Origin of the sequence: Sphingosinicella terrae (assembly GCF_003347635.1) — a bacterium.
In the GTDB taxonomy this organism is placed as follows: domain Bacteria; phylum Pseudomonadota; class Alphaproteobacteria; order Sphingomonadales; family Sphingomonadaceae; genus Allosphingosinicella; species Allosphingosinicella terrae.
Genome location: NZ_QDFY01000005.1, coordinates 22,674 through 49,284 on the forward strand (window position 1 = coordinate 22,674; position 26,611 = coordinate 49,284).

At 69.3% G+C, this 26,611-nt stretch carries 26 protein-coding genes and 2 pseudogenes; 14 read left to right on the forward strand and 14 right to left on the reverse strand.

Annotation, left to right across the window (positions count from 1 at the left end):
• Positions 1–16: 16 nt before the first annotated feature.
• On the reverse strand, positions 17–2,533 hold the full coding sequence (locus DDE10_RS12090; protein ID WP_114953045.1) for an ABC transporter permease: 2,517 nt from the start codon (positions 2,531–2,533) through the stop codon (positions 17–19).
• Complete coding sequence (locus DDE10_RS12095) at positions 2,530–3,228, reverse strand: ABC transporter ATP-binding protein (RefSeq protein ID WP_114953240.1); 699 nt, start codon at positions 3,226–3,228, stop codon at positions 2,530–2,532. Before DDE10_RS12095 ends, DDE10_RS12090 begins: the two co-directional genes overlap by 4 nt.
• 17 nt (positions 3,229–3,245) lie before the next feature.
• Between DDE10_RS12095 and DDE10_RS12100 the strand changes: the two genes are divergently transcribed.
• Positions 3,246–3,962, forward strand: a complete 717-nt coding sequence (locus tag DDE10_RS12100) for an arylesterase (protein WP_114953046.1) — start codon at positions 3,246–3,248, stop codon at positions 3,960–3,962.
• Between the two features lie 24 nt (positions 3,963–3,986).
• Here the strand turns inward: DDE10_RS12100 and DDE10_RS12105 are convergent, their stop codons facing one another.
• Together DDE10_RS12105 and DDE10_RS12115 are read right to left on the reverse strand one after the other, a co-directional pair.
• Complete coding sequence (locus DDE10_RS12105; protein WP_162806579.1) at positions 3,987–4,463, reverse strand: hypothetical protein; 477 nt, start codon at positions 4,461–4,463, stop codon at positions 3,987–3,989.
• Between the two features lie 363 nt (positions 4,464–4,826).
• Positions 4,827–5,491, reverse strand: a pseudogene (locus tag DDE10_RS12115) (spermine/spermidine synthase domain-containing protein).
• Between the two features lie 98 nt (positions 5,492–5,589).
• On the opposite strand from DDE10_RS12115, the gene DDE10_RS12120 reads away from it, so the two are divergent.
• Positions 5,590–6,774: a BaiN/RdsA family NAD(P)/FAD-dependent oxidoreductase gene (locus DDE10_RS12120; RefSeq protein WP_114953049.1), complete on the forward strand. Its 1,185-nt coding sequence runs from the start codon at positions 5,590–5,592 to the stop codon at positions 6,772–6,774.
• A 14-nt stretch (positions 6,775–6,788) separates the two neighbouring features.
• Here DDE10_RS12120 and DDE10_RS12125 read toward each other — a convergent pair.
• Positions 6,789–6,911 (reverse strand): annotated as a pseudogene (locus DDE10_RS12125) (PhnA domain-containing protein); the annotation flags it as partial.
• A 153-nt stretch (positions 6,912–7,064) separates the two neighbouring features.
• Between DDE10_RS12125 and DDE10_RS12130 the strand changes: the two are divergent.
• Genes DDE10_RS12130 through DDE10_RS12140 form a run of 3 tightly spaced genes read left to right on the forward strand, consistent with a single transcriptional unit; the run spans position 7,065 to position 10,124 of the window.
• On the forward strand, positions 7,065–7,505 hold the full coding sequence (locus DDE10_RS12130; protein ID WP_162806580.1) for a MarR family winged helix-turn-helix transcriptional regulator: 441 nt from the start codon (positions 7,065–7,067) through the stop codon (positions 7,503–7,505).
• Complete coding sequence (locus DDE10_RS12135) at positions 7,502–8,593, forward strand: HlyD family secretion protein (RefSeq protein WP_349356541.1); 1,092 nt, start codon at positions 7,502–7,504, stop codon at positions 8,591–8,593. The genes DDE10_RS12130 and DDE10_RS12135 overlap by 4 nt, the downstream gene beginning before the upstream one ends.
• A gap of 13 nt (positions 8,594–8,606) precedes the next feature.
• A complete protein-coding gene (locus DDE10_RS12140; protein ID WP_114953051.1) occupies positions 8,607–10,124 on the forward strand; it encodes a DHA2 family efflux MFS transporter permease subunit in 1,518 nt (505 codons plus the stop codon).
• A 33-nt stretch (positions 10,125–10,157) separates the two neighbouring features.
• Here the strand turns inward: DDE10_RS12140 and DDE10_RS12145 are convergent, their stop codons facing one another.
• On the reverse strand, positions 10,158–10,694 hold the full coding sequence (locus DDE10_RS12145) for a MarR family winged helix-turn-helix transcriptional regulator (RefSeq protein ID WP_114953052.1): 537 nt from the start codon (positions 10,692–10,694) through the stop codon (positions 10,158–10,160).
• Between the two features lie 258 nt (positions 10,695–10,952).
• On the opposite strand from DDE10_RS12145, the gene DDE10_RS12150 reads away from it, so the two are divergent.
• The 3 genes from DDE10_RS12150 to DDE10_RS12160 all read left to right on the forward strand — a co-directional run bounded on the left by DDE10_RS12150 (position 10,953) and on the right by DDE10_RS12160 (position 13,003).
• Positions 10,953–12,143 carry an LL-diaminopimelate aminotransferase gene (locus DDE10_RS12150; protein WP_114953053.1) on the forward strand — a complete coding sequence of 397 codons (1,191 nt, stop codon included), beginning with the start codon at positions 10,953–10,955 and terminating at the stop codon, positions 12,141–12,143.
• Positions 12,140–12,529: a GFA family protein gene (locus DDE10_RS12155; RefSeq protein ID WP_114953054.1), complete on the forward strand. Its 390-nt coding sequence runs from the start codon at positions 12,140–12,142 to the stop codon at positions 12,527–12,529. The genes DDE10_RS12150 and DDE10_RS12155 overlap by 4 nt, the downstream gene beginning before the upstream one ends.
• Positions 12,530–12,613: 84 nt before the next feature.
• Positions 12,614–13,003, forward strand: coding sequence for a hypothetical protein (locus DDE10_RS12160; RefSeq protein ID WP_162806581.1), 390 nt, complete (start codon positions 12,614–12,616; stop codon positions 13,001–13,003).
• A 24-nt stretch (positions 13,004–13,027) separates the two neighbouring features.
• On the opposite strand, the gene DDE10_RS12165 is transcribed toward DDE10_RS12160, so the two are convergent.
• Positions 13,028–14,818, reverse strand: a complete 1,791-nt coding sequence (locus DDE10_RS12165; protein ID WP_114953056.1) for an ABC transporter transmembrane domain-containing protein — start codon at positions 14,816–14,818, stop codon at positions 13,028–13,030.
• 312 nt (positions 14,819–15,130) lie between these two features.
• Here DDE10_RS12165 and DDE10_RS12170 point away from each other — a divergent pair, with 312 nt between their 5' ends.
• The gene (locus DDE10_RS12170; RefSeq protein WP_114953057.1) at positions 15,131–16,348 is read left to right on the forward strand and encodes a polyhydroxyalkanoate depolymerase; all 1,218 of its coding nucleotides are present in this window, start codon (positions 15,131–15,133) and stop codon (positions 16,346–16,348) included.
• A gap of 227 nt (positions 16,349–16,575) precedes the next feature.
• Here the strand turns inward: DDE10_RS12170 and purQ are convergent, their stop codons facing one another.
• Both purQ and purS read right to left on the reverse strand, forming a co-directional pair.
• Complete coding sequence (purQ, locus tag DDE10_RS12175; RefSeq protein WP_114953058.1) at positions 16,576–17,250, reverse strand: phosphoribosylformylglycinamidine synthase subunit PurQ; 675 nt, start codon at positions 17,248–17,250, stop codon at positions 16,576–16,578.
• Positions 17,247–17,489, reverse strand: a complete 243-nt coding sequence (gene purS, locus DDE10_RS12180) for a phosphoribosylformylglycinamidine synthase subunit PurS (protein WP_114953059.1) — start codon at positions 17,487–17,489, stop codon at positions 17,247–17,249. The genes purQ and purS overlap by 4 nt, the downstream gene beginning before the upstream one ends.
• Before the next feature lie 124 nt (positions 17,490–17,613).
• Here purS and DDE10_RS23810 point away from each other — a divergent pair, with 124 nt between their 5' ends.
• The 4 genes from DDE10_RS23810 to DDE10_RS12195 all read left to right on the forward strand — a co-directional run bounded on the left by DDE10_RS23810 (position 17,614) and on the right by DDE10_RS12195 (position 19,970).
• On the forward strand, positions 17,614–17,763 hold the full coding sequence (locus DDE10_RS23810; RefSeq protein WP_284734626.1) for a hypothetical protein: 150 nt from the start codon (positions 17,614–17,616) through the stop codon (positions 17,761–17,763).
• 55 nt (positions 17,764–17,818) lie between these two features.
• A complete protein-coding gene (erpA, locus tag DDE10_RS12185) occupies positions 17,819–18,154 on the forward strand; it encodes an iron-sulfur cluster insertion protein ErpA (RefSeq protein ID WP_114953060.1) in 336 nt (111 codons plus the stop codon).
• Positions 18,155–18,225: 71 nt separating this feature from the next.
• The gene (gene xth / locus DDE10_RS12190; protein WP_114953061.1) at positions 18,226–19,017 is read left to right on the forward strand and encodes an exodeoxyribonuclease III; all 792 of its coding nucleotides are present in this window, start codon (positions 18,226–18,228) and stop codon (positions 19,015–19,017) included.
• A gap of 5 nt (positions 19,018–19,022) precedes the next feature.
• Positions 19,023–19,970, forward strand: a complete 948-nt coding sequence (locus DDE10_RS12195; RefSeq protein WP_114953062.1) for a hypothetical protein — start codon at positions 19,023–19,025, stop codon at positions 19,968–19,970.
• Here the strand turns inward: DDE10_RS12195 and DDE10_RS12200 are convergent.
• The 3 genes from DDE10_RS12200 to DDE10_RS12210 all read right to left on the reverse strand — a co-directional run bounded on the left by DDE10_RS12200 (position 19,927) and on the right by DDE10_RS12210 (position 23,813).
• A complete protein-coding gene (locus DDE10_RS12200) occupies positions 19,927–21,942 on the reverse strand; it encodes an ATP-binding protein (protein ID WP_114953063.1) in 2,016 nt (671 codons plus the stop codon). The two genes, DDE10_RS12195 and DDE10_RS12200, sit on opposite strands and share 44 nt — an antisense overlap.
• A gap of 234 nt (positions 21,943–22,176) precedes the next feature.
• Positions 22,177–23,418, reverse strand: coding sequence for a serine palmitoyltransferase (spt, locus tag DDE10_RS12205; protein ID WP_114953243.1), 1,242 nt, complete (start codon positions 23,416–23,418; stop codon positions 22,177–22,179).
• 146 nt (positions 23,419–23,564) lie between these two features.
• Positions 23,565–23,813 carry an acyl carrier protein gene (locus tag DDE10_RS12210; protein ID WP_114953064.1) on the reverse strand — a complete coding sequence of 83 codons (249 nt, stop codon included), beginning with the start codon at positions 23,811–23,813 and terminating at the stop codon, positions 23,565–23,567.
• 186 nt (positions 23,814–23,999) lie between these two features.
• Between DDE10_RS12210 and DDE10_RS12215 the strand changes: the two genes are divergently transcribed.
• Positions 24,000–24,527 (forward strand): Pycsar system effector family protein, encoded by a 528-nt coding sequence (locus DDE10_RS12215; protein WP_114953244.1) that lies wholly within the window; start codon positions 24,000–24,002, stop codon positions 24,525–24,527.
• Positions 24,528–24,561: 34 nt separating this feature from the next.
• On the opposite strand, the gene DDE10_RS12220 is transcribed toward DDE10_RS12215, so the two are convergent.
• Both DDE10_RS12220 and obgE read right to left on the reverse strand, forming a co-directional pair.
• Positions 24,562–25,515, reverse strand: coding sequence for an NAD-dependent epimerase/dehydratase family protein (locus DDE10_RS12220; protein WP_284734627.1), 954 nt, complete (start codon positions 25,513–25,515; stop codon positions 24,562–24,564).
• Positions 25,512–26,543: a GTPase ObgE gene (gene obgE / locus DDE10_RS12225; RefSeq protein ID WP_114953065.1), complete on the reverse strand. Its 1,032-nt coding sequence runs from the start codon at positions 26,541–26,543 to the stop codon at positions 25,512–25,514. The genes DDE10_RS12220 and obgE overlap by 4 nt, the downstream gene beginning before the upstream one ends.
• Positions 26,544–26,611 lie beyond the last annotated feature (68 nt).

Sequence of the window (26,611 nt, forward strand, 5' to 3'; positions counted from 1 at the left end):
CTGGCCGGGACAGACCTTAGATTGCTCGCAGCGCCTGCGCCGGCCGCACCGACAGGACCGGCAGCGATCCCAGCAGGCCGATCCCCAGGGTCAGCACCGCGCCTCCGCCGAGGGTCGCCAGCACCACCGCCCAGTCGGGCCGCCATTCGAACTCGAAGATTCCGGTGATGACGTACCAGGCGGCGGCGAGGCCGAGGGCGAGCGAGACTCCGGCGAGGACCAAGGCGAGCAGCCCATATTCGATCGCCTGCGTCCCCAATATCTGGCCGCGGGTCGCCCCGAGCGTCTTCAGGATGACGCTGTCATAGCTGCGCGCCTGCCGCGAGGCGGCGATCGCGCCGATCAGCACGGCGATGCCGGCGAGGATCGCCACCGATGCGGCGAGCAGGATCGCGCTCGACATCTGGCCCAATATGTCGGTGACCCGCGTGATGATCTCGCCCACGTCGATGATCGACACTGACGGGAAGTCGGCGAGCAAAGCGCGGGAGATGGCCGGCTCGCTTCTCTCTTCGGTGCTGATCGTCGCGGCGAGGTTGTGCGGCGCCGCTTCGAGCACCGACGGCGGGAAGACGAGGATATAGTTGAAGCCCATCGTATCCCAGTGGATCTCGCGAAGCGAGGCGACCCTTGCCTCGATCTCGCGGCCGAGCACGCTCACCGTCAGCGTGTCGCCGACGCCGATCCCCATCACCCGGGCCGCCTCGCGGTCGATCGAGACGAGAGGCGAGCCGGAATAGTCGGCCGGCCACCATTCGCCGTCGGTCAGTTCGCTGCCCTGCGGCAGGGTGCGGCTGTAGGTGAGACCGCGCTCGCCGCGCAGGAACCAGGCCCCTTCCGGAAGCTCGGCGAGGTCGGCCACGCGGGTGCCGCCATAAGCGGTGATCGTGCCGCGCAGGGTCGGCACGACATTGAGTTCGGCGCCCGGCGCGGTCCGCGCGATCAGTGCCTCGAACTCGGCGCGTCGCTCGGACGGGATGTCGAGTACGAATTGGCTCGGCGCGCGATCGGGAACGGTGCTCTCGAGTTCCGCGGACAAGCTCGTCTGGATGCCCGCCAGCGTGACGAACAGGGTCAGCGCCAGCCCCAGCGCCACCACCAGGGCGACGGTCTGCGCGCCCGGCCGGTGCAGGCCGGCAATGGCCAGCCGCAGCAGCGGCCGGCGCGGCCGCGGCAGCGCCTTGGCCGTCCGCCTCACCGCCCAGCCAATGCCGAGCAGCACCAGAAGGACCCCGCCGGCGCCGCCGAGGACGACGGCCGAGAAGAGCGGCTCGCGCGAGGTCAGGATGGCGAGCGCCGCCACCGCGGCGGCCGCGGTCAGCGCCAGCAGCAGGCTGCGCCGGTCGAGCCGGACGCGATCGTCCAGGCCAGGCCGGAACAGGCTCGCCACCGGGAAGATCCGTGCCCGTGCCAGCGGCGGCAGCACGAAGATATAGGCGACGAGCAGCCCGTAGGCGGCGGCCAAAGCGAGCGGCAGCGGATGCAGCGCGAAGCCCGGCCGTACCGGCAGCGCTTCGCCGGCGATCGCGATCGCGGCCGGCGGCAGCAGCGCGCCGACGACGAGGCCGGCGGCGACGGCGAGCAGGGTCACCAGGCCGACCTGCGCGAGATAGATGCGGCCGATGTCGGTCGAGCTCGCGCCGAGCACCTTCAAGGTCGCGATCCCGTCCCGCTTGAGTCGGAGATAGGAGGAGACGCCGTTGCTGACGCCGATCCCGGCGATGATCAGGGCCGCGAGGCCGATCAAGGCGAGGAACTGGCCCATCCGCTCGAAGAAGCGGCTCGCGCCCGGAGCCGCCCGATCGCGGTCGCGGACTTCCCAGCTCGCCGTGGGGAACCGCGCCTGCAGCTGCTCCGACACCGCTTCGGGCGATGCCCCGGCCGGCAGGCGCAGGCGATACTTGCTGGTGAACAGGCTGCCCGGCTGGATCAGGGCCGTGCGCCGCAAGCCCTCCATCGAGACGATCGCCACCGGGCCGAGGGTGAAGCCCTCGCCGACTCGGTCGGGCTCGTCGGCGATGGTGGCGGCGATGCGGAAATCCGCCTCGCCGAAGCGCAGCCGGTCGCCCGGCCGCACCAACAGCCGCTCGGCCAAAGCGGGGGCGATCACCACCTCGTCCGGGGCCAGCCCCTCGAGCGCGACGCCGTCGCCGACGGTGAGCGTGCCGTAAAGCGGGTAGGCATCGTCTACCGCCTTCAATTCGGTCAGCACCGCCGCGGCGCCGTCTCCGGCGGCAGGGCGGGCCATGGCGCGCAAGCGGATCGTCTCGCTCAGCGTGCCGGCGGCGGCGAAGGCGGCCTTCTCCTCCGCATTCGCCTCTCGCTGCATCATCGAGATCTGGAGGTCGCCGCCGAGCAGGGCGCGGCCGCGCTCGGCGAGCTCGGCGGTGATCGTCGCGGTAAGGCTGCCGATCGCCGCGAGCGTGGCGACGCCGAGGAACAGGCAGAGGAAGAGAAGCCTGAGGCCGCGAAAGCTGGCATGGAGGTCCCGCCGCGCGATCCTCCAGGCGAGACGCCAGCCCGACGCGCTCACGCGGCGCGGTCCGCGACGATCAGCCCGTCCTGCATCTCGACGATGCGGCCGCAGCGTGCGGCGAGCTGGTGGTCGTGGGTGATGATCACCAAAGTCGCCCCGGTCGCCTTCTGCCGGGCGAAGAGCAGGTCGATGATCGCGGCCCCGGTCTCGCCGTCGAGATTGCCGGTCGGCTCGTCGGCGAAGACGATCTCCGGGCCTGGCGCCACCGCTCGGGCAATGGCGACCCTTTGCTGCTCGCCGCCGGACAGCTGCGTCGGATAATGGCCGAGCCGATGGCCGAGGCCGACCGCTTCGAGCTCGGCCCGGGCGCGGCCGAACGGGTCGTCAATGCCGGCAAGCTCTAGCGGCACCGCGACATTCTCCAGCGCCGTCATCGTCGGCAGCAGGTGGAAGCTCTGCAGGACGATGCCGATCCGGCCCCGCCGCGCTCGGGCCAGCGCGTCCTCGCCGAGCGGCCCATATTCGGTGCCGGCGACGCGCACGCTGCCGCCGCTCGCCCGCTCGAGGCCGGAGAGGATCGCCATCAGCGACGACTTGCCGGACCCCGAGGGGCCGAGGATGGCGAGGCTCTCGCCGCGATGGATGTCGAGGTCGATACCCTTCAGCACCTGCGTGCGCGCCTCGCCGCTGCCCAGCGAGAGCGTGACATTCTGCGCGCTGATGACGATATCGAACCCGGCTTCGGCACGCATCAGGAGGACCCCCAAGGATGAATCGTTTCGGTCGATATGTGGCGCTCGCCCTCCTGGTTCAATTGGCGGCGGCCTGTTCCGGCGAAAACGAGGCTCCGAGCCAGACGGAAAATCACCCTGCCGCCGCCCAGGCGCCGGCCGCTCGGACCGAGGCCGCGCAGGCCGACAATCTCGTCCTGGCCTTCGGCGACAGCCTCTATGCGGGCTACCGGCTCGGCCAGGACGAGGGCTTCGCACCGATGCTCGAACGCGAGCTCACCGAACGCGGCGTTTCGGCGCGGGTCGTCAATGGCGGCGTATCCGGCGACACGACGGCGGCCGGGCTCCAGCGGCTCGCCTTCACGCTCGACGGGCTCGACCGCAAGCCCGACCTCGCTCTGGTCGGCCTGGGCGGCAACGACGTGCTGCGCGGCCTCAGCCCCGACGAAACCCGGCGCAACCTCGCCTCGATCCTCGATGAACTGCGCCGCCGGCAGATACCGGTGGTTCTCACCGGCATGATGGCCCCGCCCAACATGGGCGCCGACTATGTCGGCCGGTTCAACGCGATCTTTCCGGAGCTCGCTCGCGAACATGGCGCCGATCTCTATCCCTTCTTCCTCGATGGCGTGATCACCCGGTCGGACCTGCTGCTCGAGGACGGCATCCACCCGAACGCGCAGGGTGTCGCCCTGATCGCCGACCGCGTCGCGCCGGTGGTGGCCGAGGCGCTGGCGGAAGGGGAGACGGGGTGAGCCTGCACCTGAAGTCGCGCCGGCTTAGATGACCCCTTCGGCCAGCCGCGCCAGCGCGTCCTTTTCCAGAGCGTCGAATCGCCAGCGCGCGGCCTGCGACAGTCGTTGGCGCCGCTCGTGGCCCAGTTCGTCCCAGCTCGGCGCGCGGGCATGTTCGGCGCAGCGGTCCAGGATCGTCGCGAATGCCTGGTTGGAGGTGAGGTGGGCATCCATCGCCTCGTCGCGCTGCATTCCGGTGAAGTGCGCGGCCCATCGGCCGGACCGGTCATCGATGCAGGCCGTCCAGGCGAGGAGGCCCGGATCGGCGTGAAGCCGGTACCATCGATCATGGGGCGATGCGCACGCGGCGGACATGATGAGAAGACTTGCCAGCAACAGCTTGCGCACAGGGATGCGCTGGCGGCGTGCCGTCGGCTGCGGACGGGCTGGAGCCGCTCGTCCGATCAGCGGCACCGCATCCTGATCCTGAACGGTGCGCGGGAAAAATCCCGGGCGCTCCATGCCTGAGGTTCCTCGCCATAGCCCCTGAACAGGCGGCCCTTGCAGCTTTGACTGCGGACGCGAAAGCGGCACCGAGCCGAGCCGTCTCGCTGCCCTCGGCAGTCGAGACCTTCTATCGCGGCGGCCGGAGTGGCGAGTGCGCCGTCGCACTGGTCGATCAACTGCCGGCACGGCTCGTTCACATACTCGCTATGCGCCTGCGCGATGTCCTGCGCATTGGGCGTATCGCTCGCCTGGGCAGCGGCCAGCACTCCGCTTGTCGGCAGGATCATAAGGAGGATCGCCAGCCCCTTCATCCTCCTGGTCTAGCATGCGGCGAGGCGGGTCCGCCATGCCGGCTTGCGCCGACGCGTTCGCACGCCTTTATCGCCGCCCCAGCCAGATCACGTGCCGCGCGCCCTTGCGCCCGCGCGCCCGCACGATTTCCTCCTCGACCCGGAAGCCCGCCCGGCGCAGGCGCGCGGCGAAGGCGGCGTCCGGCGCGGCCGACCACACGGCCAGCACCCCGTCGGGGCGAAGCGCCGTCCGCGCTGCGGCGAGCCCGGCCTTATCGTAGAGCCGATCATTGGTCTCGACCGTCAGTCCGTCCGGCCCGTTATCGACGTCGAGCAGAATGGCGTCATGAGCGTTGTTCGCCTGTCGATCAGCGACGCCACGTCCGCCTGCACCACCTCCACCCGCGGATCATCGAGCGACCCGCCGAAGACCTCCGCCATGGGCTCTCGAGCCCATTCGACCACCGCCGGCACCAGCTCGGCGACGGTGACTTGCGCTTCCGGCGGCAGCCGATCCAGCGCGGCGCGCAGGGTGAAGCCCATGCCGAGGCCGCCGATCAGCACCGAGGGCGCTTTCCTCCCGCCGATCCGCGCCAGCGCCAGCTCGGCCAGCGCCTGTTCGGACCCGCTGACCCGGCTGTTCATCAGCTCGTTGCCGCCGAGCATGATCGAATATTCCTCGCCGCGCCGGAACAGCTTGAGCTCGCCGCCGCCGGGGAGGGGAGCCGTGTCGATCAGCAGGCGGGGTATCATCGCGCCCGCTCCTAGGGCTTCGAGCCGGCAATTGCATCCTTGCCGTCCGGAAAGAGGGACCTTGACCCCGCCCCGGAACCCCGGTTGGGCGGCCGGCAATGTCCCCTCCCGATCCCGCTTATGATGCGATCGTCATCGGCGCCGGCGCCGCCGGGCTGTTCTGCGCCGCGATGGCCGGCCAGCGCGGGCGCCGGGTCCTGCTCGTCGACCATGCCGATCGGCCTGGCAAGAAGATCCTTATCTCGGGCGGCGGTCGCTGCAACTTCACCAATGTCGGTGCCGGCCCCGAAAACTATCTCTCCGCCAACCCCCACTTCGCCCGATCCGCGCTCAGCCGCTACACGCCGCAGGATTTCATCGACCTGGTCGAGCGTCACCGCATCGCCTGGCACGAGAAGACGCTTGGCCAGCTCTTCTGCGACGGATCGGCGCGCCAGATCGTCGACATGCTGCTCGACGAGTGCGCGCAAGGCGGGGTCGAGCTCGCCTTCGGCCGGACTGTTTCGTCGCTCGACCATGGCGACGGCCGCTTTCGCATCGGCGTCGGCAACCGCACGGCCTTGGCCCCCGCTCTGGTGCTCGCCACCGGCGGGCTGTCCATTCCCAAGCTGGGCGCGACCGGTTTCGCCTATGAGGTCGCCCGCCGCTTCGGATTGAAGATCGTCGAGCCGCGGCCGGCTCTGGTGCCGCTGACGCTCGGTCCGGACGAGGCCTTGTTCCGCACCTTGTCGGGCGTTGCCGCGGAGGTCGCGGTCCGGTGCGGTCCGGCCGCTTTTCGTGAAGCCGCCTTGTTCACCCACCGTGGCCTGTCCGGACCCGCGATCCTGCAAATCTCCTCTTACTGGCGCCATGGCGAGGCGATCGAGGTCGATTTCGTGCCGGACCAGGCGCCAGGCTGGCTGCGCGAGGCGAAAATGGCGCGGCCGCGCATCACCCTGCGCCGGCTGCTCGCCGAGCCGCTGCCGGCGCGGCTGGCGGAGGCGCTGGCGGAGCGGTTGGGCCTCGAGGGAGAGCTCGCCAACCTGCCCGACCGGCGCCTGGAGGCGGCCGAGCAGGCCCTGCGGCGATGGCCGTTCGCGCCCAACGGGACCGAAGGCTTCGCCAAGGCCGAGGTGACGATCGGCGGCATCGCCACCGCGGGCCTGTCCTCGCGGACGATGGCGGCCGAGCGGGTGCCCGGGCTGCACGCGATCGGCGAGGCGGTGGACGTGACCGGCTGGCTGGGCGGCTACAATTTCCAGTGGGCCTGGGCGAGCGCCTGGGCCTGCGCCCAGATACTATAGCTCAGCGCTGTAGCTTACCATTTCCGGGCGAACTCCGTCCGCAGCACCGGGCCTTTTATCGAGTCGTGGCGGCAGTCGATCGCCTGCGGGTCGCCGGTCAGGCGGATGCGCTTGATCGCCAGGCCGCGTTTCAGCGTCTGGTTCTTCCCTCAAGGTCCAACTCGACCGGGAAACGGTCGCCGCTTCGCGGTCCGCCGGAGGCGGCGGCTGGCGGCGTCGATCGGCTCGGCCGGGCTTTCCGACTCGGCCTTGCCATTGACATAATAAGTATGCTTATTATGTGTGCGCCCATGGAAAGATTCGCTTTCGAGGTCGCCGAGACCGCACGGTTCATCCGCCGCGAGGCCAACCGCCGCGCGGCCATACTCGGCTCGACCGGCGCCCAGTGGCGGGTGCTCGCCCGCCTCAGCCGCCGCGACGGCCTGCGCCAGATCGAGCTCGCCGAAGCGCTCGACGTGGAGCCGATCACTTTGTGCCGCATGGTCGACCGGCTCGAGCAGGCCGGCCTCGTCGAACGGCGCAAGGACCCGGAGGATCGCCGCGCCTGGCGGATCCATCTGACCGAGGCGGCGGCGCCGGTCATGAACGAGCTGCAGGCAATGGGCGACGCCTTCCATGACGACATGCTGCGCGGGATCCCGGCGGCCGACCTCGCCGTGGTGCGGGGCGTGTTCGATCGGATCCGCGCCAATCTCGCCGACCTCGATCGGCCGATGGAGGAAGTTGCGTGAGCCGCGTGAAGGAGAAAGCTCCGAGCGAGCCGTTGCTGACCGAAGCCGACGCCGCCGAGCCGCCGCGGCCGGCGCGCCGCTGGCGCCTCGTGCTGATGCTGTCCGTGCCGCTGTTGCTGGCGGTCGCCGGCGGCTGGTACTGGCTGACCTCTGGTCGTTACGTCTCTACCGACAATGCCTATGTCCAGCAGGACATGGTGCCGGTCGCGCCCGAGGTGAACGGCGTCATCGGCGAAGTGGCGGTCCGCGAGAACCAGTTCGTCCGCAAGGGCGACCTCCTGTTCCGGATCGATCCGCGGCCCTACCGCATCGCCTTGGCCGAGGCCGAGGCGCAGATCGCCGCGGCGGAGGTCCAGGTGAACCAGCTCGCCACCCAGTCGCAAGGGACCGCCGCCGACATTGCCGGCGCGCAGGCCAATCTCGAATTCACCCAGCGCGAGCTCGGTCGCTATCAGGCTCTGCTCGACCGCGGCTTCACCACCCGCGCCCGCTACGATTCCGCGCTGCACGACGTCCAGGAAGCGCGCGAGCGCCTCGCCAATGCCCGCGCGGCGGCGGCGACGGCGCGCTCCGCCCTTCGCGGCGGCGGCTCCGCCAACGAGCCGGCCGTGCGCGCCGCCCGGGTGGCGCGCGAGCAGGCTTTGCTCAACCTGCGGCGGACCGAGATCAGGGCGCCTTCGGACGGCTTCGTCAGCCAGACCGACCGGCTCCAGGCCGGGGCCGCGGTCGTCTCCGGGGTGCCGGTGGTCACGCTCGTCCGGCGCGACACCACCTATGTCGAGGCCAATTACAAGGAGACCGATCTCGCCGGCATGTATGTCGGCCAGGCGGCCGACATCGAGCTCGACGCCTATCCGGGCCTGCACGTGCGCGGCCATGTCGCCAGCATCGGCGCCGGCACCGGATCGCAATTCTCCGTGCTCCCGGCTCAGAATGCGACCGGCAACTGGGTCAAGGTCACCCAGCGTGTGCCCGTCCGCATCGCCATCGACGGCGCACCCGACCGGCCCCTTATCGCCGGCCTGTCGGCCGAGGTTACCGTCGACACGCAGCCGCGCGCCGAGCGCCGCGAGACCGCGAGCCGATAGGCCGCTTCCCGAAATGGACGCCCATCAGATCTCGCCGATGGAGCGCGGCCTCGCCATGGCCGCGCTCATCCTGGCGATGCTGATGCAGGTGCTCGACACCACCATCGCCAATGTCGCGCTGCCGCACATGCAGACCAGCCTCGGCGCGACCCGCGACTCCGTCAATTGGGTGCTGACCAGTTACATCGTCGCCAGCGCCATCTTCATCCCGATCACCGGCTGGCTCGCCGACAAGGTCGGCCGGCGTCCGCTTTTCATCTGGTCGGTGGCCGCGTTCACTTTCGCCTCCGTCCTCTGCGCGATGGCGCAGAACCTGACCGAGATGGTCCTCTTCCGCGCCGCCCAGGGTGTCGCCGGCGCCTTCATCGTCCCCCTGGCGCAGGCGACGATGCTCGATATCAATCCGCGCGAGAAGCACGCCCGCGCCATGGCGATCTTCGGCGCCGGCGTCATGATCGGCCCGATCCTGGGGCCGGTCCTCGGCGGCTGGCTCACCGACAATTTCAACTGGCGCTGGGTGTTCCTCGTCAACCTGCCGGTCGGCGTGCTGGCGATCGCGATGATGATCCGTTTCCTTCCGGCGACGCCCAGGCGCGATCGACGCTTCGACTTGTTCGGGTTCGCCCTGCTGGCGCTGGCCCTGGGCTCGCTTCAGATGATGCTGGACCGCGGCGAGCAGGTCGACTGGCTCGAGAGCTGGGAAATCTGGGTCGAGGGCGGGCTGGCGATCGCCGCCGCGTGGATGTTCACGGTGCACATGCTCACCGCGCGCGACCCCTTGTTCGATCCCAAGATGTTCAGGGATCGCAACTTCTCCGTCGGGCTGCTGTTCATGGCGGTGACCGGGGTGATGCTGCTGGCGGGGCTCGCCTTGCTGCCGCCCTTGCTCCAGGGCCTGTTCGGCTATTCGGTGCTCCAGTCCGGCATCCTCACCATGCCCCGCGGCGTCGGCACGCTGATCGCGATGATCCTGTCCAGCCGCCTCATCGGGCGGATCGATTCCCGGCTCATCGTCCTTGCCGGCATGTCGCTGATGGCGCTGTCGCTCTACCAGATGAGCGGCTTCTCCCTCGACATGGATTCGCGGCCGGTGATCGTCAGCGGCCTCATCCAGGGGCTCGGCATCGGCTTCGTCTTCGTGCCGCTCAACACAGTCGCCTTCGCGACGATGGACGCGCGCTTCCGCACCGCCGGCGCGAGCCTGTTCAACCTGTCGCGCAGCATCGGCGGCTCGATCGGCATCTCGATGGTGTCGGCCTTCCTGGCGCGCAACCTCCAGGTCAGCCATGCGGACCTGGCGGCGCATGTCACGCCCTATTCGCTGCCGCCGGTCAGCGTCAACGCGACCCAGGCCGCACCGCCTCTGTCCGGCGTCGCGCTCGCGGCGCTCGATGCCGAGATCAACCGCCAGGCGCAGATGATCGCCTTCATCGACGATTTTCACCTGATGATGCTGATCACCCTCTCGGCGATGCCGCTGCTGCTCCTGCTCAGGCGCTACCGGCCGGGAGCGTCGGGCGCGGGCGGCTGACGATCCGTCCGGTTCGCGGCTCGCAAGGCAAGGCTACCGGCCGTCACGGAATCCGGCCAGCTCCTCTTCGAGCATGTCCTCCGGGAGCGTGGCGCCGTTGCGGCGCAGCTCGCTATCCATGTCCAGCAGCCGCCGCTTCATCCGCGACAGGATGTCCTCCATCGCCGCGATCTCGTCGGCGCTGATTCCCGCCATCATCTCCCGGTTCAGCGCCGCTGCCTGATCCTGGATCGACGCCAGCAGCTTCGCGCCGGCCGGCGCCAGCTCGACCCGCTTGGCACGCCGGTCGACGGGATCGGGACGGCGGACGATATAGCCGTTGCATTCCAGCCGATCGAGCAGCCCGCCGAGCGCGACCTTGCCGATGTCGAGCAGGCGGGCGAGCTCGGTCTGCATCATGCCCTCTCCCTCGTCGCGGGAAAGGTTGGCCAGAACCCACCATTGCGACCGGGTAATGCCGAGCGGACCCAGCGCCTTGTCGACGACGGTGCGCCGCAGCCTCGACACGTCGTGGATGAGGAAACCGAGGCGGAACTGGCCGGGCTTCAATTGGATCCTTGTCTCCGGCATGCGCGCGAAATCCTTCCCCCTGAAAGACGTTAAGGACGATCTTCTTTCCGCCGCCCTGGCTCCGGCAAGGAAAGGAGGGCCTATAGCCAAGGTCGACTGTCGTTGGCGAGCCTGTCCTTGCAGAAAAGCCGGTCGGCGCGGAGCGCGAGCGGCCAGCCGCCCGCGCGAACGGACGACATGGCTTCGAAGCGCCTTGCGCCGTTCTCGAACCTGCGTCAGGCTTGCGCGGCGCGCTGTGCGCCAGCAACGGAGTCCGTCTTGACCGAGGAATTCTACCGCATCCGCCGCCTGCCGCCCTACGTGTTCGCCGAAGTGAACGCGATGAAGGCGGCCGCGCGAGCGCGCGGGGAGGATATCATCGACCTCGGCATGGGCAATCCGGACGGGGCGCCGCCCGCTCATGTCGTCGAGAAGCTCGCGGAGGTCGCCCGCGATCCCCGCGCCCATCGCTATTCGGCGTCGCGCGGCATACCCGGTCTGCGGCGGGCTCAGGCCGCTTATTATCAGCGGCGCTTCGGCGTCGATCTCGATTGCGAGCGCGAGGTGATCGTCACGTTGGGCTCGAAGGAGGGCCTCGCCAACCTCGCCCAGGCGATCACCGCGCCCGGCGACGTGGTGCTGGCGCCCAATCCCTCTTATCCCATCCACCAGTTCGGCTTCATCATCGCCGGAGCGGCGATCCGCTCGATTCCGGCGGCGCCCGGCCCCGATTTCTTCGACAGCCTCGATCGGGCGGTGCGCTTCACCGCGCCCAAGCCGACGGTGCTGGTGATCGGCTATCCGTCCAATCCGACCGCTTATGTCGCCGATCTCGCTTTCTACGAGCAAGTCGTCGCCTTCGCCCGCGATCACGGCCTGTGGGTGATCAGCGATCTCGCTTATGCCGAGATCTATTTCGGCGAGAAGCCGACGCCGTCGATCCTGCAGGTGCCGGGCGCAAAGCAGGTCGCGGTCGAATTCACGTCGATGTCGAAGACCTATTCGATGGCCGGGTGGCGGATCGGCTTCGCGGTCGGCAATCCGGAGCTGATCGGCGCCCTCGGCCGGGTGAAATCCTATCTCGATTACGGCGCCTTCACGCCGATCCAGGCGGCCGCGGTCGCGGCGCTGAACGGCCCGCAGGACATTATCGAGGCGAACCGGCGTCTCTACCGGTCGCGCCGGGACACCCTCGTCGAATGCTTCGGACGGGCGGGCTGGGACATTCCGCCGCCGGAGGCGAGCATGTTCGCCTGGGCGCCGATACCCGAGCCGTTCCGCCATCTCGGCTCGATGGAATTCTCGAAGCGGCTGCTCGCCGAGGGCGGCGTCGCCGTCAGCCCCGGAGTCGGATTCGGCGAGGAAGGAGAGGGCTTCGTCCGCATCGCCCTGGTCGAGAACGAGCAGCGTATCCGCCAGGCGGCGCGCGGCGTGAAGCAATTGCTCTCCGGAGCGAGGGCGGCGGCATGAGCGTCCGCGAAGCGAGCTGCGCCTGCGGGAAGCTCACCGCCCATGTCGAGGGCGAGCCGGTGCGGGTCTCGGTCTGCCAGTGCCTGGACTGCAAGCGCCGCACCGGCAGCGCCTTCGCCTGGAACGCCGTCTTCCCGGCCGAGCAGGTCCGCATCGAAGGGGATTTCACCACGTTCGAGCGTGGCTCCGAGGACGGCTTCTGGGCGCGCCACCATTTCTGTCCTGCCTGCGGGTCTACCGTCTTCTACGAGATCGAGCGGCGGCCGGGCATGATCAGCATTCCCGTCGGCGTCTTCTCCGATCCGGATTTCCCGGCGCCGACGGTGGAGGTCTATGGCGAGCGCCGACCCGCCTGGCTTCCGGAGCTGGCGCCCACCCAGGAGTGAGGCGCCGGTCCGGGCTCGTGCCGCTTCCGTAGCAGATCCTTTACCCTTGCCTCCTATCGGTGCCCTCGGGAGTGGGTGATCGACATGGCGGAATACGAGCAGATCACGCGTGAGCTGCAGGCCCTCGAGCGGGTCCATGCGGAGCTTCATGCGATTGCGGGCCGCAGCGACGAGCGCCGCCGCCACGATCTTGTCGAGCTTCGCCGCCGTTTCTCGCAGCAACTGGCCGATGTCGGCCGCCTCGCCGAGCCCTTCTTCGCCGCGATGCCCGACCGCTCGCTCGAGCAGGATTATCGCCGCCATTTCTCCCGGATTCGGTCGGAGGCGGCCGCCCATCAGGCGAAATGGCCGGCGATCAAGGTCGACGAGGCATCCGAGCTCTACCGCCGCTCCGCGATCGCGGTCGGCGAAGCCCACCGCGATTTCGTCGGCTGGATGCGGGACACGCTCGGTCGGCTCGAAAGAAGCCTCTGACCGCGACCGGCGGCCACAGCAGGTTCAGGCCGCCAACCCTTCGAACTGCAGCCGCGCCAGCTTGGCATAGAGGCCGCCGCGCGCGTTGAGGACGTCGTGGGCCCCCTCCTCGACGATCCGGCCATGGTCCATGACGATGATCCGGTCGGCGGCGCGGACGGTGGCGAGCCGATGCGCGATGACGATCGTCGTGCGCCCTTCGAACAGCCGCTCGAGCGAGGCCTGGACCAGCCGCTCCGATTCCGCATCCAGGGACGAGGTCGCCTCGTCGAGCAGCAGCAAAGGCGAGTCGCGCAGCAAGGCGCGGGCGATGGCGACGCGCTGGCGCTGCCCGCCCGACAGCCGGGCGCCGCCTTCGCCCAGATAGGTGTCGAGTCCGTCGGGGAGCTTGCGGAGGAACTCGGCCGCGTTGGCGGCCTCGGCCGCCTCCCAGAGCCGCTCGTCGCTCGCGTCCCACATGCCGTAGCGCAGATTGTCGCGCGCCGAGGCGGCGAAGATCATCGTCTCCTGCGGTACCAGGGCGATGCGGCCGCGCAGGTCGGCAGGCTCGGCGTCGCGCAGGTCGAGGCCGTCGAGCCGCACCACGCCCTCGTCCGGATCGTAGAAGCGCAAGGCGAGCTGGAACAGGGTCGACTTGCCGGCGCCGGACGGGCCGACCACTGCCAGCGTCTCCCCCGGCTTCACGTCGAGGTCGAACCCGGCCAGCGCGCTCACCTCGGGCCGGGTCGGGTAGCGGAAGGTGACGCCCTCCAGAGTGAGGGCACCCAGAGCCGGCTCGGGCAGCGGCTTCGGTTCGGCCGGCGCCCTGATCTGCGGCGTCTCGTTGAGCAGCTCCGCCAGCCGGCCGGCGGCGCCGGCGCCGCGCAGCAGCTCGCCATAGACTTCGGTAAGGGCGCCGAGCGATCCGGCGACGAGGCCGCCGGTGATGACGAAGGCGGCGATGGTGCCGCCGCTGATATTGCCCTGGGCGACGTCGACCGTCGCCTGCCACATCAGCATGGTGATCCCGCCGAAGACGAGCGAGATGACGATCGCCGTCATCGCGGCGCGGACGACGACCCGGCGCCGGGCGGTGGCGAAAGCCGATTCGACGGCGTCCCGGAAGCGGCGGCTCTCCCTGCGCTCCTGGGCGAAGGCCTGGACGATCCGCATCGCCGCCAGGGTCTCGGCGACGATCGAGCCGACGTCGGCGATCCGGTCCTGGCTGCTGCGCGACAGGTTCTTCACCCGGCGGCCGAGCAGCATGATCGGCACGATCACCACCGGAATGCCGACGAGGAGGCCCGCGGTCAGCATCGGCGCCAGCGTGAACAGATAGATGATCCCGCCCACCGCCATGACGATGTTGCGGAGGGCGACGGAGACGGTGCTGCCGACCACCGTCTCGATCACCGCGGTGTCGGTGGTGATCCGCGAGGCGATCTCGGAAGGGCGGTTCTCCTCGAAGAAGCGCGGCTCGAGCCGGAGCATGTTGTCATGGACGTCGGCGCGGATGTCGGCGACGACCCGCTCGCCCAGCCACGAGACGAAGTAGAAGCGCGAGGCGGTCGCCAGCGCCATGACCAGGACGATGAAAAGGAGATATTGGAAATGGGTGCCGATCGCGGCCGCGTCCGCGCCCGCGGCGGCGCCGCCGAAGCCCTGGTCGATCACTCGCCGGAACCCGTCGGGAATGGCCAAAGTAGCGCCGGCCGCGACCAGCAGCGACAGCGCGGCAGCGGCGATCCGCCCCTTGTAGCGCACCGCGCGGTCCCAGATCATGCGAAGATCGCCGATCTGCCTCAGCGGCGCGGGCTCGGGACGGGCAATGGCCATGCGAGGCGGTTAGCAGCGGCCGGCCCCGAGGCCAACCTCGGCGAGGGCGGGCGGCGAGCAGCGCCGCCGATCTCCTCTCCCCGGAGGGGGAGGGTAGGGTGGGGGTGCTCGGTGCTGGAGGTCGATCCTTGGCAGGCGCGCCCCTCGCGACGCCCCCGGGATGGGAATGTCACCGCGGCGTCGTCCGGACGTCCGCCCCGCGACGCCCGAATTTCCGTTGCCCAAAGCAACCCTTTTTTGCGCCGGTGATTAACAAGCGTATGGATTAATCTCCTATGAGACTCCATATGTCTCGCAGGGGGTGGAGGATCGATGCTTTACGACGCCTATGAGGTCCAGCGCTCGCTGCTCGCCGGGGCCAGCACCCTCGCCAATATCGGCGCCGGCTGGATGCAGAATCCCGCCAATCCCTTCTCTTACTCCCACATGGGTCCGATCGTCGCCTCCGCGCTCGATGTCTTCGCCCATGCCGCGGCGCCGCGCGGCAAGCCGGAATTCGGGCTCGATACCACCATGGTCGACGGTCGCGAGGTCGCCGTCCACGAGGAGATCGTGCTCAGGAAGCCGTTCGGGCAGCTGAAGCGGTTCCGCCGCGAAGGCGTCGAGGACGGCCCCCGCCTGCTCATCGTCGCGCCGATGTCCGGCCACTACGCCACCTTGCTTCGCGGCACGGTCGAGCGGATGCTCCCGCGCCACGACGTCTACATCACCGATTGGCGCGACGCGAAGCTGGTGCCGCTCGATCAGGGCCGTTTCGATCTCGACGACTATATCGACTATCTGATCGCGTTCATGGAGGCGATCGGCCCGGGCGGCCACATGCTCGCGGTCTGCCAGCCCTCCGTCCCCGCCTTCGCCGCTGCGTGCCTGATGAGCGCCGACAAAAATCCCTGCCGGCCGCGGACGCTGACGATGATGGGCGGTCCGATCGACACCCGCAAGGCGCCGACCGCGGTCAATACCCTCGCCACCCAGCGGCCCTACAGCTGGTTCGAGAACAATGTCATCGCCACCGTGCCCTATCTCTATCCGGGCGCCGGAAGGTCGGTCTATCCGGGCTTCCTGCAGCTCGCCGGCTTCATGACGATGAATCTCGGCAACCACCTCGTCAGCCACTGGGAGATGTTCAAGCATCTCATCGAGGGCGACGACGACAGCGCCGAGGCGACCAAGTCCTTCTACGAGGAATATCGCTCGCTCTGCGACATGACCGCGGAATTCTATCTGCAGACGGTCGACACCGTCTTCCAGCGCCACCTGCTGCCCAAGGGGCAGCTCACCCATCGCGGCCGCAAGGTCGATCCCGCCGCGATCCGCGACGTCGCCCTGCTCGCCATCGAGGGCGAGCGCGACGACATTTCCGGGGTCGGCCAGACCCGCGCAGCCCTCGACATCGCCACCAAGCTGCCGGCGAAGCGCAAGCTTTACCATCTCGCCAAGGGCGCCGGCCATTACGGCATCTTCCACGGCGGCAAATGGCGCACCCGCATCGCGCCCGTCGTCGAGGACTGGATCGCCGGCCACGACTGAGCCGTGCCATTCGGCACTTCGGAGGCAGCCGGCCTCCGTCCTCGCGGAAACTACGTAATTTCAGCCACGCCGGACGGGGCTAGGCGCACGGCTATTGCGTGCGAACGCGGCGGTGCGGCGCATCGCCCTGTCCGTCCGCGCAAGACCCGGGGGCGGGGGAGGGCGCGTTCGGCGGCACTGCCGGGCGCGCCTTCTGCCTTCGCACCCTCCGGCGTCGACGCCTGCACTCAGGCGGGCTGGCTCACCGCCTCCATCAGCCCTTCGAACAGGCGGCGGCCGTCGGTGCGGCCATGGGCGTCCTCGACCGCTCGTTCGGGATGCGGCATCATGCCGAGCACGTTGCCCGCCTCGTTGACGATGCCGGCAATGTCGCGCGCCGACCCATTGCATTCGCCGGTATAGCGGAACACGATCCGGCCCTCGCCCTCGAGCCGGTCGAGCGTCTCGGCATCGGCCTGGTAATTGCCGTCATGATGGGCGACCGGGATGACGATCTCCTCGCCCGCCTCGTAGCGCGACGTGAAGATCGACTGGCTGTTCTCGACCCGCAAGGGCACGTCGCGACAGACGAAGGAGATTCCGGCATTGCGCATCAGCGCGCCGGGCAGGAGATGAGCCTCGGTCAGGACCTGGAAGCCGTTGCACACGCCGAGCACCGGCACGCCGCGCTCGGCCGCTTCTCGGACGGCGCGCATCACCGGCGACTGCGCCGCCATCGCGCCGGAGCGCAGATAATCGCCATAGGAGAAGCCGCCCGGGATGGCGACGAGGTCGACCCGGTCGGGAAGCGCGCTTTCGCGGTGCCAGACCATGTCCGGCGCCCGGCCGGTGACCAGCCGAAGCGCCTCGGCCATGTCCCGGTCGCAGTTGGAGCCGGGAAAGACGATGACGGCGCTCCTCACGCCGCCGCCTCGGCCCGCTCGATGCGGAAATTCTCGATCACCGTGTTGGCGAGGAGCTTGCGGCACATTTCCTCGACCTGCTCGTCGGGAACGCCCGGCTCGAGGTCGAGCTCGATCAGCTTGCCGGCGCGCACGTCGTTGACGCCGGCGAAGCCGAGGCCCTCCAGCGCATGGTGGATCGCCTTGCCCTGGGGGTCGAGCACGCCGTTCTTGAGGGTCACGTAGACGCGGGTCTTCATCGGCCGTCCGTCGCTGCTGTGGTGATGGCGGTCCTATGGAGCCGGGAAAGCGCCGGCACAAGCATTCACGCCCGCTTTACCCTTTTGTGGGAGGCTCCTCGGGTCATCAGGGGAGCGTAAGTCCATGTTCGGGCTGGCTATGTGCATGTTCATCGGTCTCTTCGCCTTCGGCCAGCAGCTGATGGGCTGGTCGGATCCGCATGGGCAGGTCCAGCTCGGCCTGTTCATGGCCTTCATGGCAGGCATCATCTGCGGCTATCGCGCCAAGCCCTGATTCCTCCCGACGGGCGCCTCTGGTCTTCGGGGCGGCGCCACCCTATCTCGGTCTCATGACCGACACCGCCGAAATCTCCCTCTCCCCCAGCGCCGCCGCCCGCGTCGCGGCGATCGCGGCGCGTCAGAACAAGCCCGCCATCCTTCGCCTCTCCGTCGAAGGCGGCGGCTGCGCCGGCTTCCAGTATCGGTTCGGCCTCGCCGACGAGGCCGAGGCGGAGGATGTTTCGGTCGATCGCGACGGAGTCACGCTGGTCGTCGACCCGGTCTCGCTCGATCTCGTCCGCGGCGCCGTCGTCGATTTCGTCGAGAGCCTCGGGGGTGCCGCCTTCCAGGTCACCAATCCCAACGCCGCCTCCGGCTGCGGCTGCGGCACCAGCTTCAGCATCTGAGGCCGCCGCGCAGGGCGTTTCGGGTCCAACGGCCTGATGACGGCCCACGCCCGCTCGGCTAAGCCCGCATCATGAAGATCGTCAGCTACAATCTCAACGGCATCCGCGCCCGGCTGCCGCGCCTCGTCGAATATCTGGACGAGCAGAAGCCGGACGTGCTCTGCCTCCAGGAGGTGAAATGCGCCGACGAGGCCTTCCCGATCGCGGACATCAGGGCCGCCGGCTATGACGGGATCTGGCATGGCCAGAAGGGCTTCAACGGTGTCGCCATCCTGACGCCGGGGGCGCCGCCGAAGCTGCGCCGGATGGGCCTGCCCGGCGATCCCGACGACAGCCACAGCCGCTATATCGAGGCGGAGGTGGAATCCGAGGCAGGGAATATCGTCGTGGCCTCGATCTATCTGCCCAACGGCAATCCGGTCGGCACCGAGAAGTTCGACTACAAGCTGCGCTGGATGGACCGCCTGCGCGCGCATGCGCTGGAGCTGCTCGCCGAGGAGCGCTCGACGGTGCTCGCCGGCGACTGGAACGTCATCCCGACCGACGATCCCGACGACGTCTTTTCGGCGCGGGCGATGGCCAGCGACGCGCTGATGCAGCCGGAAAGCCGCGCCGCCTACCGCCGCGTCCTCCATCTCGGCTTCACCGACGCGATCCGCGCCCGCTATCCCGACGGCGCCGTCTACACCTTCTGGGACTATACCGCCGGCTGCTGGCAGCGCGACGCCGGCTTCCGCATCGATCATCTCCTGCTGTCGCCGCAGGCCGCCGACCGGCTGCTCGATGCGGGCGTCGACAAGGAGTATCGCGGCCGCGAGAAAGCGAGCGACCATGCCCCGACCTGGGTCGCCCTCGAAGGCTGAGGCGCTTGCCCGAGGATCTCCAGGAGCTGGTCGCGGCCGAACTGGCTGAACCGGTCGATCCTCGCGTCGCCGCGATGGCCGCGGCGATCGCCGCCCGCTACGGCGCTGCGTCGCGCGCCGTCCTCTTCTACGGTTCCTGCCTGCGCCAGCGCGAGCTGGATGGGCTCATGCTCGATTTCTACCTGATCGTCTCGGACTATCGCCAGGCCTATGGCCGGGGATGGTTCGCCCTGGCCAACCGCCTGATCCCGCCGAACGTCTACCCGTTCGAGCATCAGGGGCTCGCCGCCAAATATGCGGTGCTGAGCGAGGCCGATTTCGCGAGGGAGATGGGGCCTCGCGCGCGCAGCACGTCGGTCTGGGCGCGCTTCGCACAGCCTTCGCGGCTGGCGTGGGCCGCGGACGAGCGCGCGCGTCGCCAGGTGGTCGCGACCATTGCCGATGCCGCGCCCACCTTGTTCGAATCCACGCTGCCGATGCTGCCTCCCGATGACGAAGGCGATGACGGTGACGATGCCGGGTCCGATATCGGCACTATCTGGCGGCGCGGGTTCGAATTGACATACGCGGCCGAGCTGCGGGCCGAGCGAAGTCAGCGGCCCGGCGCGATCATCGACGCCGATCCACGGCGCTACGAGAGGTTCGGCCTGGCCGCTCTCGCCCGGATCGCACGGGAGAAGGGCGTCGGAGCCGGCGGTGAGGTCGCGCTGGCCAGGTCCCCCGCCGCCATGAACCGCTGGTGGCGGCGGATGCGCCGCAAGGGCAAGGCCCTGACCTTGCTGAGACTGGCGAAGGCGAGCACCACCTTCGCCGGCGGGATCGATTACCTGGCCTGGAAGATAAACCGCCACGCCGGCACCGACATCCAGGTCAAGCCCTGGCAGCGGCGCTGGCCGCTGGTCGGTGCCCTCATTCTGCTGCCTCGCCTGTTGAAGCGAGGCGCGATTCGCTGAACCGGGCCATCGCCGTCTCGACTGCCTGCGCCAAGGCGGAGACGGTGAACGGCTTGCGCAGCAGCTCGCCGCCGACCAGGTCGTCGGCCTCGCCGGCCTCGCCGACATAGCCGGTGACGAACAGAAGCGGCATTTGCGGGTGGCGGTGCCGGATCGCGGCGGCGAGCTCGGTGCCGGTCATTTCGGGCATCATCACGTCGGTGACGACGAGGTCGATCGCCGGTTCCTCTTCCAGCACCGCCAGCGCCTCGCGGCCGCTGGCGCAGGCGACCGGACGATAGCCGAGCTCCTCGAGCGCGGCCATGGTCGATCGGCTGACCCGCGGATCGTCCTCGACGACGAGGATCGAGGCGCCGTGGCGGCTCGGCGTCGGATCCGCCGATGCCGCCGAAGTGGGCGGCAGCGTCCGCACCGTGTCGCGCCGCTCGGCGGCGAGGTCGCGGGGCAGGAACAGCGAGACGCATGTCCCCTCGCCGACCTTCGACCTGATCGTGGCGTGGCCGCCGGACTGGCGGGCGAAGCCGAAGATCTGGGTGAGGCCGAGGCCGGTGCCCTTGCCGACGGGCTTGGTCGTGAAGAAGGGCTCGAACACCCGCTCGAGATGCTCGGGGGCGATGCCGGCGCCGCTGTCGGTGACGCTGATCCGGACATAGTCGCCGGTGGCGAGGTCGTCGATCTCGCCCGCATCGAGCGTGACGTTGGCGACGTCGATCATCAGCTCGCCCTGGCCGTCCATCGCGTCGCGGGCGTTGACGGCAAGGTTGAGCAGCGCATTCTCGAGCTGGGTCGGGTCGGCGCGGACCGCCCAGGGATCGTCCGGGAAGCGGCAGCGCACCGTGATCCGCTCGCCCAGCGATCGGTCGATCAGCTCGAGCATGTTCTCGACATGATCGGACGGCACGATCTCCTCGGCGAGCAGCGGCTCGGCGCGGGCGAAGGCGAGCAGCCGCCGGGTCAAGGCGGCGGCGCGGGTGGCGCCTTCCATCGCATTGTCGAGATGGAACTCGACCTCGCGCGTCGGCCCGTGCAGCCGGCGCTTGGCGAGATCGAGGCCGCCGACGACGACGGCGAGCATGTTGTTGAAGTCGTGGGCGATACCGCCGGTCAGCTGGCCGACCGCCTCCATCTTCTGGACCTGCCGCAGCTGCGCCTCGGCGGCGGCGCGCTCGGTCGCCTCGGCCTGCAGCCGCTCATTGGCGACGCTGAGCTGGCGGGTGCGCTGCTGGACGGCCCGCTCCAGCTCCATCGCGCGCCACGCCTCGACATCCGCCTCCTGGCGCGCGGTAACTCCTTCGCGGAAGGCGCGCAGCGCGAGGATGGCGAGCCCGACCGCGCCGATCCCGATCAGGATGGCGAGCCAGCCGAGCCATTCGGTGAATGCATCGGCGCGGGCGACGAAGATCTGGGTCTGCTGCAGCCGCTCTCCGAGATTCTGGCGTTCCGCCGCGGCGACCGCCTCGAGCTCGCGGCGAAGCGCCGGCAGCGTCGGCGACTGCGCCGCCTGGTAGAGGATGCTGAGGCCGCCGGCGCCTTCGCGCCGTTCGGCGGCGCTGGCCGCCGGGCCGAGCTCGTTGTTGCGGCGCTGGAACAGCTGGTTGAGCTGCGCCACCCGCCGTGCCTGCGCCGGATCCTGGCGGACCAGCCGCTGCAGCTGGCCGATCTGCCAGCCCGCGCTGCGCCATTCGTTATAGTAAGCGGTGCCGGTATTCTGGTTCTCGTCGAGCACGTAGCGGCCGAGCGCCGCTTCCGACCGGGCGATGGTGGCGTCGATGTTCCGGGTGAGCAGGATGACGTCGTAGGTCCGCCGCTCCCAGCCCAGCGCCTCGTCGCGCGCGCGGTTGGACCAGGTGATGAGGAAGATGAGGCCGATCAGCGCCAGCGTCGCCAGCAAGGCGGCGGCGCTCACCCACAGCGCCCGCCAGGGCCGCGGCCCGCCATAGTCGGCTGCGGCTTCGATCGGCTCATCCGCCATGACGTCAGCCTAGTGGAAGCGCGCGTGCATGGAAAGGCTCCGGCGTGAGATCCTCCCCTGCAAGGGGAGGGGGACCAGCAATAGGCTGGTGGAGGGGTGTCAGCGCTCCGTCTTCACCGAGCCTGCCGCGATTTGCACTGATGCTGACACCCCTCCACCGCCCTCGGGCGGTCCCCCTCCCCCCACGGGGGAGGATTGTGGGCTGCCGGCCATTCTGGCGCAGTCGCGAGCTCGTCAGCCGATCACCCCCGTCGCCCGCCCGGCGCCGGCGAACATCTCGATGATCTGCCCGACTTCCTCGTCGGTGTGGCTGGCGCAGAGCGAGCAGCGCAGCAGGAAGGTGCCGGTGGGAGTGGCGGGCGGGCGCGCCATGTTGACGTAGAGGCCGGCCTCGAGCAGCGCCTGCCACATCCGCACCGTCGTCTCCTGGTCGGCGAGGAGCACCGCGATGATCGCCGACTGCGCCTCCGGGGTCGCCAGGGTGAAGCCGAGCTCGCGCAGCCCCAGATGGAGGCGGCGGCTGTTCTTCCAGAGATGGGCGCGCTTCTCCTCGGCGTGCATCAGCTTGCGGATGGAGGTGGCGGCGGTGGCGACCACCGAAGGCGGCAGCGACGCGGTGAAGACATAGGGGCGGCAGACGAGCCGCAGCACCTCGAATTTGGGATGGTTGGAGACGACGAAGCCGCCGACCGTCCCCACCGACTTGGAGAAGGTGCCGACGACGAACTCGACCTGGTCCTCGACTTCCGCCTCCTCGAACACGCCGCGCCCGTGGGCGCCGAAGAAGCCCATGCCGTGCGCCTCGTCGACCACGACCATCGCGCCGTGGCGCTTGGCGACCTCCACCATCGCCTTGAGCGGCGCGATGTCGCCGAGCATCGAATAGACGCCCTCGAGAACGACCAGCTTGCCCGCTTCGGCCGGCAGTCGCGCCAGCCGGCGGGCGAGGTCGTCGACATTGTTGTGGCGGAATCGGACGATCTGGGCGTCGCCGAGGAAGCAGCCGTCATAGATGCTGGCATGGCTGTCGGCGTCGAGGATGATGTAATCCTCCTTGCCGGCGATGGTCGACATCAGGCCGAGATTGGCCTGATAACCGGTCGAGAAGACCATGGCATGGTCGGTGCCGTAAAACTCCTTGAGCGCTTCCTCGCACTCGCGGTGGCCCTGGTAGGTGCCGTTGAGGACCCGGCTGCCGGTGGTTCCGGATCCATAATCGTCCAGCGCCTTCTTGCCCGCCGCGATCACGTCGGGATCGAAGGTCATCCCCATATAATTGTAGGTGCCGAGCAGGATCGTCTCCTTGCCGCGGATGATCGCCCGGGTGGGCGAGAGCACCTTCTCCATCACCAGCCCGAACGGATCGCGCACGCCGGTCGAGAGCAGGGCCTCGCGCTCGGCGATCAGCGGATCGAACTTGGCGAACAGGTCGCGGCCCGGTGCCGCGACGGGCTGCGCCTCGTCGGCCGGATCCATCGCGTTCTGGAGTGCTTCGGTCATCTTCCTGCCTTTCCCCCCTCCCTGCGCGCAGGAAGGGGCAGAGGGTGGTCCGGCGACGAAAGGCCGCTGGCCGGGGCGACCGGCCCACCCCGGTCCCTCCCCTGTCCGGGGAGGGGAACGGATTATCCTTCGGCCTTGAGCTTGGCGACGGCGTCGACCAACTGCCCGACCGTCTCGATCTCGGCCTGCATGTTCATCGTGATCAGGATGTCGAACTCGTCCTCGACGGAGGCGACGAAGTCCATGACCACCAGGCTGTCCCATTCGAGATCGCCGGCGAAGGTGGTGGAGTCGGTGAGCGCCACGCCCTTCTTGTTGAATGGCTCGATCAGCTCGGCGACCTTGGCGAAGGTCTGGTCTCGGTCGGTCATGGCTGCCCTCTAGAGCATCGCACGAACAAGTGGGAACCGGTTTTTGCTTCGGGGCGATGCGGTTTCGAACTCCGGGTCCGGCGCCCGTCTGCCAAGTGAATGGGGCCGGAAAGGGGCGAATGCTTGGCAAGGCGCCCACCGGCATGGCATGAGGCGGCCAAGCAGTTGAACGGGGGCGAAGTTTTCGTGGCCGAAGAGAAGAACCCGGTTCCGCCTCATTATCCGGCCAATGCCGTGCACCTGATGCGCACGACGCAGCTGGCGCAACTCCAGCTTTCGGCGATGGCCGATACCAAGGCCAATATCGTCATGGGCGCGACCTTCGTCATCTTCACCATCACGATCGGCAAGGCCCAGGGCGCCTCGGCGCCGCTGCCCTTGCTGATCCTCGGCGCCGCCGCCTTCTTCTCCGCGATCTTCGCCATCCTCGCCGTGCTGCCGGTGACGCGCGGCCGCCGCTCGGCGTCCGAGCCGAACCTGCTCTTCTTCGGCGTCTTCACCCGGATCAAGGAGGAGGAGTTCATCGACCGGCTGATGACGCGGCTGGAGAGCGACGACAGCGTCTACCGGACGATGGCGCGCGACATCCACCAGCAGGGGACGGTGCTTCAGACCAAGAAATACCGGATGCTGAACTACGCCTACCGGACCTTGCTGCTCGGCCTGGTGGCGAGCGGTATCGCCTATCTGGTGCTCTACTTCACCGAGGGCTGACGATCCCGGCACCTCCACCTGGCCAGGACAGACTCTATTTCAGCCAGCCCTGCGCCTTGTACCATTCCGCCGTGTCCTTGAGGCCGGTCGGCGTGCGGATCTCGGGCTTCCACAGCGATTCCGGCGGTCGGTGGCGGGCGGTCACCACCCAGTCGGGATGGCAGAAATAGCGGACCCGGTCCGCGGTGAGCTTGGCGCGGTCGCGCCGCACCAGCCGCTCGACCCGCGAGGCGCCCTGCATGACCAGCTTCGGCATCGGCAGGGTCGCCGGCCGCTTGCCAAGCACGCGGCCCAGGGTCCGGGCGAAGTGGCGATGGTCCCAGCCCTCGTCGGTGCCGTCGTCCGGCTCGTAGGTCTCGAAATGGGTGTCCGGCTCGTCGATCACCGCCAGGATCAGGCGGCACAGATCCTCGACGTGGATGACCGAGAAGCGTCCGCGCGGCGGCAGCGCGACGAGCCCGCGGCGCGCCATCCGGAAGAGCTCGAACGTCTCGCGGTCGCCGGGGCCGTAGACCGCCGGCGGCCGGATGATCGTCCAGTCCAGGCCGGACGCCGCGACGACCCGCTCCGATCGCGCCTTCGACCATCCGTAATCGGACAGGTCCGGCTCGCGCGCCGCCAGCGACGAGACGTGGACGAAGCGGCGCAGGCCGGCATGGCGCGCCGCATCGACCATGTTGGCGGTGCCGCCGACATTGACGCTGTCGAACGCGTCGCGCGTCGCGGCGTTGATCAGGCCGGCGACGTGGATGACGGCGTCCGCGCCTGCGCACAGGCGGGCGAGGCTGTCCGGCCGGTCGAGCGCGCCCTCGATCCAGTCCACGCCTTCCTCGGGCGGCCGCCACTTGCGGGTGAGGGCGCGCACGGAAAGGCCGCCGGCGCGGGCGACGCGCATCAGATGGGCGCCGACGAAGCCGGTTCCGCCGGTGACGGCGAGAGTCGCGGTGTTGCGCGGGCGCCCGGACCTTGCGGGCGGCGGCCTGCTCACAGCGGCGACCAGCCTTCCTCCTCGTCCGCCGCCGCCTCGGCCCTTCGCCCGAGCCGCTCGACGATGGCGTCGAGCACGGCGTCGACTCCTTCGCCGGTGATCCCGGAGACGGGGAAGACCGGGGCGCCGGATTCGGCGGCGAGCTCCTCGGCCAGCGCCGCGGTGAGCTCCTCGTCGATCGTGTCGGTCTTGTTGAGCGCGATGACCTCGGATTTGTCGTCGAGCCCGGCGCCATAGGCTTCGAGCTCGTCGCGGACGGTCCGATAGGCCGAGCCGACATCCTCGTTGTTCGCGTCGACCAGATGGACCAGCACGCGGGTGCGCTCGACATGGCCGAGGAAGCGGTCGCCGATGCCCGCGCCCTCGGCGGCTCCTTCGATCAGCCCCGGTATGTCGGCCAGGACGAAGTCGACGCCCTTGTGGCGGACGACGCCGAGCTTGGGGTGGAGGGTGGTGAACGGATAGTCGCCGACCTTCGCCTTGGCGTTGGAGACGGCGTTGAGGAAGGTCGACTTGCCGGCATTGGGCAGGCCGATCAGGCCGGCATCGGCGATCAGCTTGAGGCGCAGCCACACCCACATCTCCTCGCCCGGCCAGCCGGTGCCGTGCTGGCGCGGCGCCCGGTTGGTCGACGTCTTGTAGCTGGCATTGCCGCGGCCGCCGTCGCCGCCCTTGAGGAAGACGATGCGCTGGCCGATCTCGGTCATGTCGGCCAGCACATGCTCCTTGTCCTCGGACAGGATCTGGGTACCGACCGGGACCTTGATCACCAGGTCCCTGCCGCCGGCGCCGGTCTGGTTGCGCCCGGCGCCGCCTTTGCCCCGCGGCGCCTTGAAATGCTGGGTGTAGCGGAAGTCGATCAGCGTATTGAGGCCCTCGGCCGCCTCGAACACGATGTCGCCGCCTTTGCCGCCGTCGCCGCCGTCGGGCCCGCCATATTCGATGAACTTCTCGCGCCGGAACGAGACGGCGCCGGGGCCGCCTGCGCCGGAGCGGACGAAGATCTTGGCCTGGTCGAGGAAATGCATGGCGACTCTATAGGTCGCGAATCGCCGGAGGGAAGGGCGGGGCCGTCGCGGCTCCCGGCTTCGGCAGG